This is a genomic window from Salmonella sp. 32010601201800023SM, assembly GCF_017572235.1.
GTDB lineage: Bacteria > Pseudomonadota > Gammaproteobacteria > Enterobacterales > Enterobacteriaceae > Salmonella > Salmonella enterica.
Map to the genome: position 1 here is coordinate 390,380 of NZ_JAGEQS010000004.1, position 17,911 is coordinate 408,290.

Below are 17,911 nucleotides of genomic sequence, written 5' to 3' on the forward strand. Positions count from 1 at the left end.
ACTACTCTTTGAAATCATTCGCATCCAGTTCGTGACGGGAGAGTAGCTTATAGAATTCCGTGCGGTTGCGCCCCGCCATCCTTGCCGCGTGCGTCACGTTACCTTTGGTAATTTGCAGTAACTTGCGCAGATAGTTCAGTTCAAATTGGTTTCGCGCTTCGGCAAAAGTTGGCAGCGCGGTGTTTTCGCCTTCCAGCGCCTGCTCGACCAACGCATCGCTGATCACCGGCGAAGAAGTTAACGCCACGCATTGTTCAATGACGTTGACCAGTTGGCGCACGTTGCCCGGCCAGCTTGCCGTCATCAGCCGTTTCATTGCATCAGTAGAAAAGGCGCGAACAAACGGTTTATGCCGCTGTGCCGACTGTCTGAGCAGATGATTAGCCAGCAGCGGAATATCCTCGGTACGCTCCGCCAGCGCCGGAATTTTCAGGCTCACGACATTCAGCCGGTAGTACAAATCTTCACGAAATTCGCCCCGCGCCATCGCCTTCGGCAGATCGCGGTGCGTCGCGGAAATAATTCGCACGTCGATATCAATATCGCGATTGCTGCCCAGCGGCCTGACTTTGCGCTCCTGTAACACCCGCAGCAGCTTCACCTGTAACGGCGCGGGCATATCGCCAATTTCATCCAGAAACAGCGTGCCGCCTTCCGCCGCCTGGAACAACCCTTCACGATTGCTCACTGCGCCGGTAAAGGCGCCGCGCGCATGGCCGAATAATTCGGACTCCAGCAACTGTTCCGGTAACGCGCCGCAGTTAATGGCGACAAACGGCTTGTTACTGCGCGGGCTGGCATTATGAATCGCCTGTGCGAAAATCTCTTTCCCGGTGCCGCTTTGTCCGTTAATCAATACGCTGACATCCGACTGCGCGACCATGCGCGCCTGTTCAAGCAGTCGCAGCATCAGCGGGCTACGGGTAACGATAGCGTTGCGCCAGCTATCGTCCGTCGCGGGAGCGGACTGCTCCAGCGCTTCATCTATCGCTTTATATAACGCGTCTCTGTCGATCGGCTTCGTCAAAAAGCTGAATACGCCTTTCTGGGTAGCGGCCACCGCATCCGGAATAGAACCATGCGCCGTCAGAATGATAACCGGCATTCCCGGCTGTACTTTCTGAATTTCTGTGAACAGTTGCATACCATCCATTTCGTCCATGCGCAGGTCGCTTATTACCAGATCCACTTTTTCCCGATGTAGTACCCGTAGTCCTTCCTGGCCGCTCTCTGCGGTCACGACGCTGTATCCTTCACTGGTCAGGCGCATACCGAGCAATTTCAGTAATCCGGGATCGTCATCGACCAGCAGCAGGTGCGCCGGTTTACGGCTTATCATGGCGTTACCTCATCTTGTGACGGCGACGGCGCCGCGCCATCTTCAGACGTCGCGGGTTTGTCATTCGTATGCGGCGTATCGGCGTTGTAATTCCCTGCCGGTTTTCGTGTCGAAAGCTGGCGCTCAATATCGGTTAAACTCTCCAGCTTACGGGTGGTAAGATCGAGCTGCGTTTGCAAGGCCTGTTGCTGCTGGCGCAGCGCATCCAGCTCACTATCTGACGTTTGCTGGAGTTTGCTATAACGCTGACGTTCGGCAGAAAGTGCTAATTGCAGCGCCTGACCGTCATGCCAGATTTGGTAGACGGGCCGTACCTGAGCCGGTATTTGCGCGCTTAACGCCTCCAGACGGGTCACTATGGCGCGCCGCTCCGGCGGCGTAATTTTTGCATCCGCCAGTAAGATCCCGCGCCTGAAGGCATTTTGCCAGTTATCATCCGTCAACGCGCGCGCCTCTGCGCGCGACTGAACCGGCATCAGACGATCGGCGCAGTCAATCGTGCGTAGCCAGTACAGCGGATTCGTCTCCACCGCCTGCCCGCGTAGCGACCAGATATCCGCGCACGCCGTCGGGAGATAATCCGCCAGTTGATAATGGGGGAGCGTGTCCTGCGCTGCGCTACCGGGCAGTTGCTGTGAAGCATGGGGAACACATGCGGTCAGCGCCAGACACGATATGCCCACCGGTATTCCCCACCGCAAAAGGCATCGTTTAATAGTTTGGACGAAAACGTGTGACATACGCACCAGGCTTAAATTCATATTAGTGTTTGTCAGATGCAGGCAATGGCAGCGAGATGCGAAAACAAACTTCCTGCGCGTTGTCATCCACCAGTTGGATCTCTCCCTGCATTCGACGAATACAATCTCTGGCGATACTCAGCCCTAACCCACTGCCTTTTACCGCCCCTTTTCGCTGGTGGCTTCCCTGGAAAAAAGGCTCAAAAATCATTTCTCTTTCGGTTTGCGGAATCGGTTCGCCGCTATTAACCACATCGATATAAACCGTGGAGCCCTGAGAGCGACTACGGATACAAATGTTACCGGATTCAGCGCCATAGTGCACCGCGTTGGAATAGAGATTATCCAGCACGCTCATCAGCAACATGGGCTCTGCTATGCAGCGTTCGGCCTCCAGGTCGACATCGGTATGCATCATTTTAGCGCGGGCAGGCAAACTGTGGGCGGAAACCACCATATCCACAAGCGGCGCGATATCGACCGCTTCCAGCTCTGTGGCACTGTCTACCAGTTTCCGGTTGTAATCAAGCAATTGCTCAATCAATTTTTGTAAATTACGACTGCTGTCATCCAGAATATCGACCACCTCTTTTTGCTCCGGCGTCAGCGGCCCAACCACCTGATCGGCCAGCAGCTCTGTCCCCTCGCGCATACTGGCCAGCGGAGTTTTCAGCTCATGGGACAAGTGACGTAGAAACTGATGGCGTTGGGATTCCAGCCACGCCAGACGCTCACTCAGCCAGATAATGCGCTGCCCCACCGATCGTAATTCACGCGGACCGGTAAAGGTGACGGTATTCCCCAAAGAACGGCCTTCGCCTAGGCGATTAATCATCCGTTCAATTCCTTTCACCGGCCCGATAATCATGCGGGTAAAAAGTAGCACCATCGCCAGACTCACCAGAAATAGCACCAGCGCCTGCCAGCCGAAAAATTGTCCGCGCTCGGCGATTTCTTGTTGTAACTGCTGCCCGCGCGAGTAAACCACAGTACGCGTCGCCTGCACCATTTCCGTATTAGCGTTGGCAAAGGCCTCCAGACGCGCGGCCGCTGCCGCTTCCGGGCCGCTATCTTTACACTGCAATTGCGCCAGCGCGTTTAAATCCTGGCGTAACGCCTGATACAACTTATCATCCGGCAATACGCCGGCATGGGCATCCAGCATATCGCTATAGCGCTTACGCTGGCTTTGATACACTTTTGCCAGCGTCGGATCGTCAAGCACGCAATACTGTCGGTAGCTTCGCTCCATCTCCAGCGCGACGTTGGTCATCGCCTCGCTGCGCCGGGCGTCAATAAGCGTGCTGCGGTTAGTCACCGCAGCCTGATCGCTTAACGCGTTAAGGCTTTGCCACGCCTGCCAGGCCAGAACCAGCAACGGCAGCAGGATCAGCAAAAAGGCCAGCATGACCAATTGTCGTAAAGAACGGGGGAAAACAGACCAGCGCTTCAACGTGTCGCTCACATAAAAGAAGAATAAAAAAGATGCTAACCGAGGGAAGCGCCAGATACAACAAAGCCGGGCTAAACCCGGCTTTGTTATGGAATAAGGCGGTGCCTAACTCGACGTTTCGCCCGGAGGTTGATAAAGCTACGCTATTATCAGAAGTTGGACGGCAGGCACCTTGTTGTGCGTCATTCGAAGTTTATGTAGCGCGTCCCTAAGGGGCTGACATAAGAAGGTGAATGAGCCACTGGTTATCATTATGCAGTAATTGTGCCAACATTCAAAAGACTTTGTTAACACAATGATAGATATGAAAAATATCGTTATTCATGCTAAAAATGGCTCTGTCTGTTTTTTGCCCTTTCTGTCGCCAATCAGCAACACCTGCAACACCTAAAAATAAAACAATTTAAAATCAAATAGTTAAATGTCTCTTTTTGGCGACAACCTATCCCCCACTCATGTCGGGATTTCCCGACACTTTAATCTTGCGGCATAAGCACTAGTTTATTGCCGGATGGCGGCGTAAACGCCTTATCCGGCCTACCGCTTGACGTTCAAGACGGTAGCTACAACCACGCTTCCCCGTGGGCCTGATAAGCGCCGTCTACAAAAAAGCCCCTCGTGAAGAGGGGCTTAATGGCTATCGGGCTAATTAACCAAGCTGCTTACGCGCATTACGGAAGATACGCATCCACGGGCTATCCTCGCCCCAGTTTTCCGGGTGCCAGGAGTTGGCGACGGTGCGGAATACGCGCTCCGGATGCGGCATCATAATCGTCACCCGACCATTTTCGGTCGTCACCGCCGTGATGCCGTTCGGCGAACCGTTCGGGTTAGCCGGATAGGTTTCGGTCACCTTACCAAAGTTATCAACGTAGCGCAGGGCGACCAGGCCTTTGCTCTCAAGCGCGGCAAGATGCGCATCGTCACGCACCTCAACGCGCCCTTCCCCATGGGAAACCGCAATCGGCATCTGTGAGCCTACCATTCCTTGCAGCAGCAGCGATGGGCTTTGCGTCACTTCTACCAGGCTGAAGCGGGCTTCGAAGCGGTCAGAATGGTTACGTACAAAACGCGGCCACAGTTCGCTGCCCGGGATCAGCTCGCGCAGATTCGACATCATCTGGCAACCGTTGCACACGCCCAGCGCCAGCGTCTGCGGACGATGGAAGAAGGTTTCGAATTCGTCGCGCACCCGATGGTTAAACAGAATGGATTTCGCCCAGCCTTCGCCCGCCCCCAGCACGTCGCCGTAGGAAAAGCCGCCGCAAGCCACCAGCGCATGGAAGTTGCCCAGACCGATACGACCGCCCAGCAGGTCGCTCATATGGACGTCAATCGCGTCAAAGCCCGCACGATGGAACGCCGCCGCCATCTCCACATGAGAGTTCACCCCCTGCTCGCGCAGTACAGCGACTTTCGGTCGTGCGCCTGTCGCAATGTACGGCGCGGCGATATCTTCATTAATATCAAACGACAGCTTCACGTTGAGGCCCGGATCGGCATCATTCGCTTTCGCCTCGTGTTCCTGGTCGGCACATTGCGGATTGTCGCGCAGACGCTGCATCTGCCAGGTGGTTTCCGCCCACCAGACACGCAGCGTAGTGCGGCTTTCGCTGAATACCGTCTGGTCATTAGCGGTAATCACAAAGCGATCGCCAGCCAGGGCCTGACCAAGGTAGTGGACGCAGTCAGCAAGGCCGTACTGCGCCAACAGCGTTTCGACCGCGTCTCTGTCTTCAGCGCGTACCTGAATCACGCCGCCCAGCTCCTCGTTGAACAGTGCGGCCAGATGGTCATCGCCCAGCGCGGCGATATCGACCTGCACGCCGCAGTGGCCGGCAAAGGCCATCTCGGCCAGCGTCACCAGCAGACCGCCGTCGGAACGGTCGTGCCAGGCCAGTAATTTACGCGCAGCGACCAGCGCCTGCATGGCGTCATAGAAGCCTTTCAGTTGCGCGACGTCACGCACGTCCGCGGGTTTGTCGCCAAGCTGACGATAGACCTGCGCCAGCGCCGTTGCGCCCAGCGCGTTGTGGCCCTTGCCAAGATCGATCAGCAACAAGGCGTTATCTTCCGTTGACAGCTGCGGCGTAAGGGTGTGACGCACATCTTCCACGCGGGCAAACGCGGAAATCACCAGCGACAGCGGCGAGGTCATTTCGCGCTGTTCGTTGCCTTCCTGCCAGCGGGTTTTCATCGACATCGAATCTTTGCCCACCGGAATCGTCAGGCCAAGCTGCGGACAGAGTTCCTCTCCCACCGCTTTAACCGCGTCATACAAACCGGCATCTTCGCCAGGATGACCGGCTGCCGCCATCCAGTTAGCGGAAAGCTTAATGCGCTTGATATCGCCAATCTGCGTCGCGGCAATGTTAGTCAACGCCTCACCGACGGCCAGACGGGCGGAGGCGGCAAAGTCCAGCAGCGCCACCGGCGCGCGCTCGCCAATCGACATCGCTTCGCCGTAGTAGCTGTCGAGGCTGGCGGTAGTGACCGCGCAGTCAGCTACCGGGATCTGCCACGGGCCAACCATCTGGTCACGCGCCACCATACCGGTGACGGTACGGTCGCCAATAGTGACAAGGAAGGTTTTTTCCGCCACGGTCGGCAGATGCAGAACACGATTTACCGCGTCGGCAATCGTGATATCCGCGCGGTTCAGCGCATCGCCTTTCGCCTTCAATGTTTGCACATCGCGGGTCATTTTCGGCGTTTTGCCCAGCAGGACATCCAGCGGCAGGTCGATCGGCTGATTGTCGAAATGGCTATCATGCAACGAGAGATGCTGTTCTTCGGTAGCGTCGCCAATGACCGCATACGGCGCGCGTTCGCGCTTACACAGTTCATCGAACAGCGGCAACTGGTCAGCCGCGACTGCCAGTACGTAGCGCTCCTGGGATTCGTTACACCAGATTTCCAGCGGGCTCATGCCCGGCTCGTCGCTAAGAATGTCGCGCAGTTCGAATTTCCCGCCGCGCCCGCCGTCGCTCACCAGCTCCGGCATGGCGTTGGAGAGACCGCCCGCGCCCACATCATGGATAAACAGGATTGGGTTGGCGTCGCCCAACTGCCAGCAGCGGTCGATCACTTCCTGGCAGCGGCGTTCCATTTCCGGGTTGTCGCGCTGAACAGAGGCAAAATCGAGATCCGCATCAGACTGGCCGGAAGCCATTGACGATGCCGCGCCGCCGCCGAGGCCGATATTCATCGCCGGGCCGCCAAGGACGATCAGCTTCGCGCCGACGACGATCTCGCCTTTCTGCACGTGATCGGCGCGGATATTACCGATCCCGCCCGCCAGCATGATCGGCTTGTGATAGCCGCGCAGCTCTTCGCCATTGTGGCTGTTCACTTTCTCTTCATAAGTACGGAAGTAGCCGGTCAGCGCCGGGCGACCAAATTCGTTGTTAAACGCCGCGCCGCCCAGCGGACCTTCGGTCATGATATCCAGCGCGGTGACAATACGTTCCGGCTTGCCAAAATCCTCTTCCCACGGCTGTTCAAAGCCCGGAATACGCAGGTTGGAAACGGAGAAGCCCACCAGCCCGGCTTTTGGTTTCGCGCCACGCCCGGTGGCGCCTTCATCACGAATTTCGCCGCCGGAACCGGTCGCCGCCCCCGGCCACGGAGAGATGGCGGTTGGGTGGTTATGCGTTTCGACCTTCATCAGAATGTGCGCGGGCTCCTGATGAAAATCGTAACGGCCGGTATTGTGGTCGGCGAAGTAGCGCCCCACCGCAGATCCTTCCATCACCGCGGCATTGTCTTTATAGGCAGAGAGCACATAGTCCGGCGTGGTTTCGAAGGTGTTTTTAATCATTTTAAACAGCGACTTCGGCTGCGGTTTACCGTCGATAATCCAGTCGGCGTTAAAAATCTTGTGGCGGCAGTGCTCGGAGTTCGCCTGGGCGAACATGTACAGTTCGATATCGTTCGGGTTGCGTCCCAGTTTGGTAAACGCCTCCTGCAAATAGTCGATTTCATCTTCCGCCAGCGCCAGACCGAGACGCAGGTTGGCGTCAATTAACGCCTGACGGCCTTCTCCCAGCAGATCGACACTGGAAACCGGCGCAGGCTGATGGTGGATAAACAGTTTTTCCGCATCGGTTAAAGAAGAGAACACCGTCTCCATCATACGGTCGTGCAGCTCTGCGGCCACTTGTCGCCACTGTTCCGCCGTCAACGTCGAAGCCTCGATATAGTACGCTACGCCGCGCTCCAGACGATCAACCTGTTGCAGGCCGCAGTTGTGGGCGATATCCGTTGCTTTTGAAGACCAGGGGGAGATGGTACCAGGACGCGGTGTGACCAACAGGAGTTTACCCGCCGGCGTATGGCTGCTAAGCGCCGGGCCGTATTGCAGCAGACGGGTAAGCTGCGCCTGCTCGCTATCATTTAACGGGGCGTTCAGGTCAGCAAAATGGACATACTCAGCGTATATATTGTGGACCTGGAGGTTGGCAGCCTGAAAGCGCGCCAGCAGTTTATTGATACGGAATGCAGACAGTGCAGGCGAACCACGCAGAATTTCCATCATAAGTCTCTCGTCTTCTAAGCTTCGGTGTGCGCAAGGGGGGAAACGGCCGTCATTATAAAGAATCTGGCGCGCTGACGAAACCGTTTGCGTAGAAATAAAATCACCGCTTTTTCTTGTCATACGGTGCGGCTATCGTTGCGAATAAGTTGCCAACTGGCGCATTGTTACGCAAAATGCCGCTCATTAATGACTTATCTATTGCAGCAAAACATCTTTTTCAGCCCGAGGCAACGCACGATCCAGAGAATTAACTAATTGAAAAAATTAAAGATTAATTATCTGTTCATCGGCATATTGACGCTGCTGCTGGCAGCAGCCCTTTGGCCCTCAATCCCCTGGTTCGGTAAAACCGAAAACCATATCGCCGCGATTCAAGCCCGGGGGATACTGCGCGTCAGTACGATCGACTCGCCATTAACCTATTCCGTTATCAACGGTAAAAAATATGGTCTGGACTATGAACTGGCGCAGCAGTTCGCCAACTATCTCGGCGTGAAGCTGAAAGTGACGGTGCGCCAGAATATCAGCCAGTTGTTTGACGATCTCGATAACGGCAATGCCGACCTGCTCGCGGCAGGGCTGGTCTACGACAGCGCGCGCGTTAAAAACTATCAGCCTGGTCCCATGTATTATTCGGTTTCGCAACAGCTCGTCTACCGGGTCGGACAATATCGCCCACGTTCGCTGGCGACCGTTAACGAGAATCAGCTTACCATTGCGCCAGGGCACGTCGTGGTCAATGACTTACAGCGTTTAAAAGAGACAAAGTTTCCCGACCTGAGCTGGAAAGTGGATGATAAAAAAGGCTCGACGACGCTGCTGGAAGAGGTCATCAGCGGCAAACTGGATTACACCATTGCCGATTCAGTGGCGATCAGTCTGTTTCAGCGCGTTCATCCCGAGCTGGCCGTGGCGCTGGATGTCACGGATGAACAGCCCGTGACCTGGTTTAGCCGACTGGACGACGATAATACGCTCTCCGCCGCGCTGCTCGATTTTTTCAATTCGATCAATGAAGACGGTTCTCTGGCGCGGATCGAAGAGAAATATCTGGGACATGGCGATGATTTCGACTACGTTGATACCCGCTCTTTCCTGCGAGCGGTGGATAACGTCCTGCCGGAGCTGGAACCGTTATTTAAAAAATATGCCAAAGAGATAGACTGGCGCCTGCTGGCGGCGATTTCTTATCAGGAATCACACTGGGACCCGCTGGCGACCTCGCCAACCGGCGTGCGCGGCCTGATGATGCTGACTAAAAATACCGCCCAAAGTCTGGGGCTGACCGACCGTACCGATGCGGAGCAAAGCATCAGCGGCGGCGCTCGCTATCTTGAAGATATGATGGCTAAAGTTCCCGAAACCGTTCCGGAAGACGAGCGTATCTGGTTTGCTTTAGCCGCCTACAATATGGGTTATGCGCACATGCTCGATGCCAGATCGCTGACGGTAAAAACCAAAGGCAATCCGGATAGCTGGACCGATGTGAAGCAGCGTTTGCCTCTGTTAAGCCAAAAACCGTATTACAGTAAGCTAACCTACGGTTACGCGCGTGGACATGAGGCTTATGCTTATGTGGAAAATATCCGTAAATACCAGATAAGTTTGGTGGGGTATTTGCAGGAAAAAGAAAAGCAGGAAGCGGAAGCTATGAAACTGGCGCAGGATTACCCGGCGGTGTCGCCGGAGGAGCTGAATAAAGCGCCCTTCCCCCTCCTGTCGTTTTTATCGCAGTCATCAGGCTACCTGACGCATTCGCCGTCTTTACTGTTTACGCCGCAGAAGAAAGAAGAAAAATAGCGCGGTGGTCTTATCGGATGGCGACGCGTAACCTCTTATCCGGCATTGCGCTATACTGTCGGCCCCGCGCCTTGCGCACGGTCGGCTTTCTTCAGGGCTTTAATTTCCTGACGACGCATACGGAAAAAATCACTGAGCAGCGTCGCACATTCATCGCGCAGCACCCCTTCAATAATGTCGACCCGGTGATTCATTCCCGGATGGTGCAGCACATCAATTAGCGATCCGGCCGCGCCGGTTTTTGCATCGCGCGCGCCAAAGACAACGCGTCCAATGCGGCTATGCACCATAGCGCCTGCGCACATCACACAGGGTTCCAGTGTGACATACAGCGTGGTATCCAGTAACCGGTAATTCTGCAATACCAGACCGCCCTGACGCAGCGCCATTATTTCAGCGTGCGCAGTAGGATCGTGGCGGCCAATGGGTCGGTTCCAGCCTTCGCCAATGACGCGATGGTTATGCACCAATACCGCGCCAACCGGAACCTCGCGTTCGTCCCAGGCGCGTTTCGCCAGCGTCAGCGCGTGGCGCATCCAGTATTCGTGATCTAATTCGACATCAGACAAAGAGGTAACTCCGGTAATGAAAGCGGGCGGCATTATACACAGACGCTATGCGTTTCACTATTCGAGCTGCTGCAACTCGCCGTGCGGCGTCACCCGCCAGCGATGCTGGCAAAAATAAAGCAGCGGGTTATCCTGTTTGCTGTCGCTGTAGCCGCTATAAAGACGCAACGGCGTACCGATTTTACGTTCCAGTTGCGCGACTTTTTCATGGCCCAGACAGCGCACGGTTAATACCCAGCCGCCATACCGTCGCGCCATCTGGCTGGCGATGAGGTTAACGCGCGGCAACCACGGCGTATCAAAATAGACTTGCTCTACCAATGATTGCGGAGAACCGGTAATAAGCCAGATATCCGCGTCAGAGCTCAATAGATAGGTGGTCAGACGCTCCTGTACGACCGGAAACGCCGTGACGTTAGCGCGAAACCAACGGACAAAATCCGCCTGATGCGCCTGCAAACGCGTTTCGCTATGGCCAAAAGTACAGCCCCACAACAACAGAGTCATCGGCCAGCGGGCCGCACGCCCTTTTACCAGTAAACCGATACCGATAATGGGCAACAACGGCAGTACGAGCAGCGCATTTAGCGGCTGACGGCGCAGCAAATAACGCAGAAAACTGCCGAACATATCCTGTTGATGTAACGTTCCATCCAAATCAAAAAAGACGACACGACGCTCGTGGCTGACCAAACCTTACTCCTCTGGATCATTGAACCCCAGCAGCCAGGTAAAAATAAACCCGGCAATTACCGCTATTAAATAGCCTAACAGATAGAACAGGACTTTTCCGGCAACAATTGTTAATGCCAGCGGCAAACCGGAAATACCAAAGGTAATTACCGTCGCCACTTTCCAGTAGCTGATCAACGCCCCGCCTACCGCGCCGCCGAGGCAAGCGCCAATAAATGGCTTACCCAATGGCAGCGTGACGCCAAAAATCAGCGGCTCGCCAATCCCCAGCAGTCCGACCGGAAGCGCGCCTTTAATCACCTTTTTGAGCCGCGCATTGCGGGTTTTCATCAGTACGGCAATGGCCGCGCCTATCTGACCAACCCCCGCCATCGCCAGGATGGGAAACAGCGCGTTATAGCCGTGCGCTTGCACCAGCTCCACATGAATAGGCACCAGCCCCTGATGCAGCCCGGTCAGTACCAACGGCAGGAAGGTTCCGGCTAACACCGCGCCCACCAGAAAACCGCCGCGATCGATAGCCCAGGACGCGCCGTGAGCGATAGCGTCTGAAATCCAGCCGCCAAGCGGTTGCAGAGCGACAATCGCTACCGCGCCGGTGATAACAGTCGTCAATAAAGGGTTAAGAATTAACTCCAGCGACCCCGGCAGCAGCTTACGGAACTGGCGCTCAATCCAGCACATTAACGCCACCACCAGCAGGACGGCGATAACGCCGCCCCGTCCCGGCTGAAGCGCCTCGCCAAAGAGCGTAATCTGCGCCAGTTGCGGGCTGGAAAGGATCCCCGCCATCACGCCGCCTAACGCCTGCGATCCGCCAAAGACTTTCGCGGTATTGACGCCAACCAGAATGTTCATGATAGCGAACACCGCGCTACCAAATATCCCCATCAGGCCCAGCAGGTTAGGATAGTGGACGGCAACATCGCCGACGATATCCGGACGTTTAAGAATATTGATAATGCCGGTAATCAAGCCGGATGCGATAAAGGCGGGAATAAGCGGAATAAAAACATTCGCCAGCTTACGCAACGCATCGCTCATCGGCGCTTTATACTTCGCTTTCGCCTCGGATTTGGTACGCGCCATAGCATCGTCCGGCTTTACACCACCTGCGGCAATCTGCACGCGCATCGCATCAACCACCTGTGCAGCCTTCCCCGGCCCAACGATCAGCTGATGTTGCTCCCCTTGCTTTACGTATCCACTGACGCCAGGCAACGCTTTTAAGCGCGGAATATCCAGTTGGCTGTCGTCCTGTACCTCCACTCTGACTCGCGTCATACAGTTTTCCAGGCGCAGAATATTTTGCTCTCCGCCGATACCACGTAAAATGTCGCTGGCGAGCGCTGCCGTCTTATCCATACACACCTCTTTAGTGTTCTAACGCCGCCCTTAAAAAGCCCTGATGAGCGGCGAGTTTTTCCCTGGCGGCTGCAGCATCCAGCCCCGTAAGCGCCATCAAAATGGCGGGCTTAACCTCAAAATCGGTCTGTTTCAGCAACGCTTCTGCTTCTTCACGACCTATCCCGGTCGCTTCAACGACCATCCGACACGCGCGATCGACCAGTTTGACGTTGGTGGCTTTCATATCCACCATCAGGTTTTGATAGACCTTGCCGAATTTCACCATCGCGCCGGTAGAAATCATATTGAGCACCATTTTCTGCGCGGTGCCGGATTTCAGCCGCGTGGAGCCGGTAAGCGCTTCCGGCCCGACAACGGGCGAAATAGCGATATTAGCCTCCCGCGCAATAGGCGAATCTGGATTACAGGAGACGGCAACAGTGGTACAACCGGACTGTCGCGCATAGCGCAGGCCGCCAATCACATAGGGTGTACGACCCGACGCCGCGAGCCCCACGACCAGATCCTGTTCTTGCAGATTTAGCGCGACAAGATCGTCTTCGCCTGCCTGTTGGCTGTCTTCCGCGCCTTCGACCGCCTTCAGCAACGCGCCCGGCCCACCGGCAATCAGCCCGACGACCAGACCGTGCGGAACGCCAAACGTCGGGGGGCATTCTGAGGCATCCAGTACGCCAAGCCGACCACTGGTGCCCGCGCCCATATAGATGATACGTCCGCCAGACTTCAGCGCCGCCGCAGCGGCATCCACCGCACGCGCGACGTCAGGCAAAGTGGCTTTTACTGCTTCCGCTACCCGCGTATCCTGTTCATTAAAACGCTTAACTAATTCAGGAGTAGGCAACGCATCCAGATCCATCGTTTGCGGGTTACGGGTTTCAGACACTAAGGTACCAAGATTCATTTTTGTCCCTCTGGAATTTTTAATTCATAATAAGCGTCCATGATGGAATAGAATATTCCCCCAGGCGAGTGAAATTTCGTTTTGTCGTCGCCATCACGTTTCGCAGGAGCTGCCCATGAACTGTTTGATTCGTATTCGCCAGCGTTATCCGGATCTCGCGCAAAGCGACAGGAAACTGGCGGATTATCTGCTCGCGCAACCGGATACGGCGCGGCATCTGAGCTCGCAGCAACTGGCGGCTGAAGCGGGCGTCAGCCAATCCAGCGTAGTCAAGTTCGCGCAAAAACTGGGGTTTAAAGGGTTTCCGGCGTTGAAACTGGCTCTCAGCGAAGCGTTGGCCAGCAATCCTAATCCGCATTCCGTTCCCGTTCATAACCAGATTCGCGGCGACGATCCGATGCGCCTGGTCGGGGAAAAATTAATTAAAGAGAATGTGGCGGCGATGCACGCCACGCTGGACGTTAACAGTGAAGAAAAGCTGTTAGAAAGCGTCACGATGCTGCGCCACGCCCGCCGTATTGTGATCACCGGGATTGGCGCCTCTGGGCTGGTGGCGCAAAATTTTGCCTGGAAGCTACTGAAGATTGGCATTAACGCGGTGGTTGAGCGCGATATGCACGCCCTGCTGGCGACGGTGCAGGCGCTGGCGCCGGAGGATCTGCTGCTGGCGATCTCTTATTCCGGGGAGCGGCGCGAGCTGAACCTGGCGGCGGACGAAACATTACGCGCAGGCGCGAAAATCCTGGCCATTACCGGTTTTTCTCCCAACGCCTTGCAGCAGCGCGCCACTCACTGTCTGTATACGATTGCTGAAGAGCAGGCGACGCGCAGCGCCGCTATCTCTTCGACACATGCGCAAATGATGTTGACCGACTTACTGTTTATGGCGCTGGTACAACAGGATTTAGAGCGGGCGCCGGAGCGTATTCGCCATAGCGAGGCGCTGGTAAAAAAACTGGTATGAAAATGGCTCTTCCGCCTCATGCAGAAGAGCCATCAAGTTTATTGCGCTTCTTTAGCGTGAATCAATTGCGTCAGGAGTTTGTTAACCGGTACGGCAATATTGTTCTGAGCGCCGATTCGCGCAATCGCACCATTTAAATAGTCGATTTCAGTCAGTCGGCCTTTATGTAAATCCTGATGCATAGAAGGATAGTGGTGGCCGCTCTCACGCGGATCGAACACTTTCTTCACCGTATTCATCACCATTTGCTCAGTCAACGGAATATTCTGGCTGGCAGCAACCAATACAAACTCATCAACTACCGCTTGCGCTAAATCTAAAGCACCAGGCCGCTGACCAAATCCGCCGACATTACAATCCAGTAGCGCGCAATAGGTGTTCATTACGCTATTAAAGGCTGCTTTCTTCCAGATCGATAATAATACGTCAGGGCTTATTTCAGCATTCAATCCAGCGCTATTAAGGGTGGCAATGACCTTAGCCTCTTGAGCCGAATCCTGGCTGGCTATCGGCTGCAGTTCAATCGTTCCGGTACCGGTGGCCATAATATGCCCAGCCCCCTCCAGTTCGCTGGACCATAACGTCACACCCGCATAGATTTTCTGCCGATCGACATATTTCTCCAGCGTTTCGATATTTCCCAGGCCGTTAGATAAAATCATCACGACCTTCGCGGCTGGCAGTAATGGCTTGATACGCTGTAACATGCTATCCAGCTGCATGGCTTTGGTAAACAGAATAACCAGCTCAAACTCCCCCTGGGATTCATCGGCCAACATAGCAGGGATGGGGTAATACTTCTGAGTCGTTTCCGTTTCGACAAACAACCCCTTGCTACGAATAGCGTCGACATGCTCCTGCCAGCTATCGATAAGCGTCACGTCGTGCCCGGCCTCCAGCAGCATATAGCCAAAACGACATCCCATAGCGCCTGCACCTGCGATTGCAATTTTCATTTTTATTTCCTTATTATCTGATTAATGAATTTTGGCTAAAACCGTTGCGACATATTTTTTCGTTATCAGGGTCAACACGACTCCAATAAGCAATAGCACCGTTGTCAAAATAAATACTGTATTGTAGCTTCCGGTATATTTTGCAATGGCGGACGTGACGTAAGGAGCAATAACCGCACCGACGGCAAAACCAAAATACATAAAGCCGTAGTTTAGTCCCTGGTTGCGCATGCCAAAATTCTGGCTGGTCAAGCCAGGGAAGATAACTAATATACCGGCATAAGCAAAGCCCACGCCCAGAGCGCTGAAATAAAATACCGAAGTATTGCCATTGAAGAAAAATAACAGCAGCATACACAAGCAAGTAAAGAGGTAAACAATAACCAGCGTATTATAGCCGCCTAATTTATCGGTTAACCCTCCCCAGAACAGGCGACCAATTGAGTTAAATATCGAGACCAGGCTAACGACTAATGCACCGGACAGTAAACCGTACTGCGTCATACCAATTTGCGCAGAACTTGAGCTAATTACCATCCCAGAGAACACGCCCAGCGCCAGAATCATAAACAGCAGCCAGAAGCGCAGATCTTTCAGCATGTGCCGATAGTCTTTATCCAGTGGCGACGCTTTAATTCCTCCGCTATCTTTTGCTGGCGCGCTACGAATAAAGAACTGGACGATAAAAATAACCACCAGATAAACAATACCCAGATATAACAACGCCCGACTAACATCGTGAGTTTGCGCCATAAAATATTCGGCCAGGCGGGTGCAAAGTAGCGTCCCGACGCCAACACCCGCCAGTACGATACCGCTGGCCAGACCGCGACGGTCAGGGAAAAATTTCAGAATATTATTAAGATTACCCGTAAAAGCCAGGCCCGATCCCAACCCGGCAATGACGCCGTAGGTTAAAAACAGCATGGGCAAATTATCCACAAACCCGGACAAGATAAAACCTAAAGAAAACAGGATACCGCCGATAACTATCGCCTGCTTTCCTTTACCATTGTCGATCATTCTCCCGCCCCAAATCATCGGTAAAGGAATGATCCCCATGTTGATAGAGAATGCTAACGCCAGCGTAGCCGGATCCCAGTGATATTGCGCCATGAGTGGTGTTTTGAAATAGCTAAATGCGTAGACGCCCCCGAGCACAAAATTGATGCACACGTGAGCGGCAAGCATTCCCCAGCGGTTGATTGATGCCGACATAATTTTCCCTTTTTAAAATGCACTGATCACAGTTTAAAAAAAGCAAAATAGGCAAACAATTTGGTATTTTTTATAATCGTTATAACAAAACCCAATCGATTGGCATTAAATTTTAATGAATATCAAACAACTACACTCCTTCCTGATATTGTGTGATGAATTACATTATGGTCGGGCAGCCAGTCGCCTGTTTATCACTCAGCCATCATTAAGTCAGCAAATCAAACAACTTGAGTCATCACTTAAAACAATATTATTTAAGCGAAAAGGCAGAGGAATTAAATTAACAAAAGCAGGCATTATTTTGCAACGACACGCTAACAAAATAATGCTGGATTTAAAAAATGCCGAAAATGAACTTCTTCCCTATCAGGATCAACAGCGCGATACTATTTCAATCGGGGTGTCAGGCAGCTACCTGGTCCTGCCCGCTTTTCGCAACTTTATGGCACACCATCCGGAAATATCTTTAAATGTTAAAGAGTTCTCAACTGAGCAAACCATTAAAAAGCTGACGGATAGCGCCGTTGATATTGGCATTGTTTATCGAACAGCGCTCCCTGCCCAGCTAAGCTCGACCATGCTGTTTGAAGATGAAATTATCGCTGCAATCCCACTTTCTCATCCTCTGGCGACACGCGAACGTCTGCATTTAAAAGATTTAAACGACCAGCCCATTATCGTGCTTAATGACTCTCTGCTATTAAGAGGGATCATCACCACAGAATTTAATAACCGCAAAGTCGTTCCTAACGTCATCTGCGAACTGGATAACCACTACTCATGCCTTGGGTATGCCGAAGCGCAGATTGGCATCGCATTTATTACCCGCTCGCTAACCCATTTATCGACACCCAAAAATGTTCGCCTGGTTTCACTGGGCATCCCCGCATTCTTTATTCCTGTCATGCTGGTGCACAGTAATGACCTTTCACTGGATAACGCAACCATCTGCCTGCTCAAGCAGATCAAAAATTTTTACACTGTAGATAACAAATCAGCGCCAGAAAAGAGCTGGCCCGAGCAGAAAATAGGCGTATAATGCCCGCCCGATTTATGTTGTTTCTGAGAATTTCCTGATGGCGCTGTTAATCACCAAAAAATGTATCAATTGCGATATGTGCGAGCCGGAGTGCCCGAATGAGGCGATTTCAATGGGCGACAGCATTTATGAGATTAACAGCGACAAATGCACCGAGTGTGTAGGCCATTACGAAACGCCGACCTGTCAGAAAGTCTGCCCGATCCCCAATACGATTTTGCAGGATCCCGCCCATGTCGAAACCGAAGAACAGTTGTGGGATAAGTTTGTTCTGATGCATCACGCAGATAAACTGTAAGCGGGTTAACGCACTTCCAACGCAACAATGCCT

The 17,911-nt window shown here is 53.7% G+C and carries 14 protein-coding genes and 1 pseudogene; 5 read left to right on the forward strand and 10 right to left on the reverse strand.

The window, feature by feature from the left end; all coding sequences use genetic code 11:
* Position 1: 1 nt before the first annotated feature.
* The 4 genes from glrR to purL form a co-directional block, all read right to left on the reverse strand.
* Entirely contained in the window at positions 2-1,336 is a 1,335-nt protein-coding gene (glrR, locus tag J4617_RS15100) for a two-component system response regulator GlrR (RefSeq protein ID WP_024131115.1), read from the reverse strand.
* The gene (gene qseG / locus J4617_RS15105; protein WP_001054239.1) at positions 1,336-2,100 is read right to left on the reverse strand and encodes a two-component system QseEF-associated lipoprotein QseG; all 765 of its coding nucleotides are present in this window, start codon (positions 2,098-2,100) and stop codon (positions 1,336-1,338) included. The genes glrR and qseG overlap by 1 nt, the downstream gene beginning before the upstream one ends.
* Position 2,101: 1 nt before the next feature.
* Positions 2,102-3,532: a two component system sensor histidine kinase QseE/GlrK gene (qseE, locus tag J4617_RS15110; RefSeq protein WP_001670672.1), complete on the reverse strand. Its 1,431-nt coding sequence runs from the start codon at positions 3,530-3,532 to the stop codon at positions 2,102-2,104.
* Positions 3,533-4,181: 649 nt separating this feature from the next.
* Positions 4,182-8,069, reverse strand: a complete 3,888-nt coding sequence (gene purL / locus J4617_RS15115) for a phosphoribosylformylglycinamidine synthase (RefSeq protein WP_017465858.1) — start codon at positions 8,067-8,069, stop codon at positions 4,182-4,184.
* 24 nt (positions 8,070-8,093) lie between these two features.
* Here purL and J4617_RS15120 point away from each other — a divergent pair.
* Positions 8,094-8,324 (forward strand): annotated as a pseudogene (locus J4617_RS15120) (hypothetical protein).
* On the forward strand, positions 8,325-9,869 hold the full coding sequence (gene mltF, locus J4617_RS15125; RefSeq protein ID WP_001650370.1) for a membrane-bound lytic murein transglycosylase MltF: 1,545 nt from the start codon (positions 8,325-8,327) through the stop codon (positions 9,867-9,869). It abuts the pseudogene before it with no gap.
* A 50-nt stretch (positions 9,870-9,919) separates the two neighbouring features.
* Here mltF and tadA read toward each other — a convergent pair whose 3' ends face one another.
* The 4 genes from tadA to murQ are packed head-to-tail and all read right to left on the reverse strand — an operon-like array spanning position 9,920 to position 13,400.
* On the reverse strand, positions 9,920-10,471 hold the full coding sequence (gene tadA / locus J4617_RS15130) for a tRNA adenosine(34) deaminase TadA (RefSeq protein WP_001134565.1): 552 nt from the start codon (positions 10,469-10,471) through the stop codon (positions 9,920-9,922).
* A gap of 24 nt (positions 10,472-10,495) precedes the next feature.
* A complete protein-coding gene (yfhb, locus tag J4617_RS15135) occupies positions 10,496-11,131 on the reverse strand; it encodes a phosphatidylglycerophosphatase C (protein ID WP_017465857.1) in 636 nt (211 codons plus the stop codon).
* Between the two features lie 3 nt (positions 11,132-11,134).
* Positions 11,135-12,496 carry a PTS transporter subunit EIIC gene (locus tag J4617_RS15140; protein WP_000361660.1) on the reverse strand — a complete coding sequence of 454 codons (1,362 nt, stop codon included), beginning with the start codon at positions 12,494-12,496 and terminating at the stop codon, positions 11,135-11,137.
* A gap of 10 nt (positions 12,497-12,506) precedes the next feature.
* The gene (murQ, locus tag J4617_RS15145; protein ID WP_001048534.1) at positions 12,507-13,400 is read right to left on the reverse strand and encodes an N-acetylmuramic acid 6-phosphate etherase; all 894 of its coding nucleotides are present in this window, start codon (positions 13,398-13,400) and stop codon (positions 12,507-12,509) included.
* A gap of 115 nt (positions 13,401-13,515) precedes the next feature.
* Between murQ and J4617_RS15150 the strand changes: the two genes are divergently transcribed.
* A complete protein-coding gene (locus tag J4617_RS15150) occupies positions 13,516-14,364 on the forward strand; it encodes a MurR/RpiR family transcriptional regulator (protein WP_000995702.1) in 849 nt (282 codons plus the stop codon).
* A 38-nt stretch (positions 14,365-14,402) separates the two neighbouring features.
* On the opposite strand, the gene J4617_RS15155 is transcribed toward J4617_RS15150, so the two are convergent.
* Together J4617_RS15155 and J4617_RS15160 are read right to left on the reverse strand one after the other, a co-directional pair.
* Positions 14,403-15,320 (reverse strand): oxidoreductase, encoded by a 918-nt coding sequence (locus J4617_RS15155; protein ID WP_000684035.1) that lies wholly within the window; start codon positions 15,318-15,320, stop codon positions 14,403-14,405.
* Positions 15,321-15,341: 21 nt separating this feature from the next.
* A complete protein-coding gene (locus tag J4617_RS15160; RefSeq protein ID WP_001276364.1) occupies positions 15,342-16,538 on the reverse strand; it encodes an OFA family MFS transporter in 1,197 nt (398 codons plus the stop codon).
* Between the two features lie 115 nt (positions 16,539-16,653).
* On the opposite strand from J4617_RS15160, the gene J4617_RS15165 reads away from it, so the two are divergent.
* Positions 16,654-17,580: a LysR family transcriptional regulator gene (locus J4617_RS15165; protein WP_208290701.1), complete on the forward strand. Its 927-nt coding sequence runs from the start codon at positions 16,654-16,656 to the stop codon at positions 17,578-17,580.
* A 37-nt stretch (positions 17,581-17,617) separates the two neighbouring features.
* Positions 17,618-17,878, forward strand: a complete 261-nt coding sequence (locus J4617_RS15170) for a YfhL family 4Fe-4S dicluster ferredoxin (RefSeq protein ID WP_001196291.1) — start codon at positions 17,618-17,620, stop codon at positions 17,876-17,878.
* The last annotated feature ends 33 nt before the right edge of the window (positions 17,879-17,911 follow it).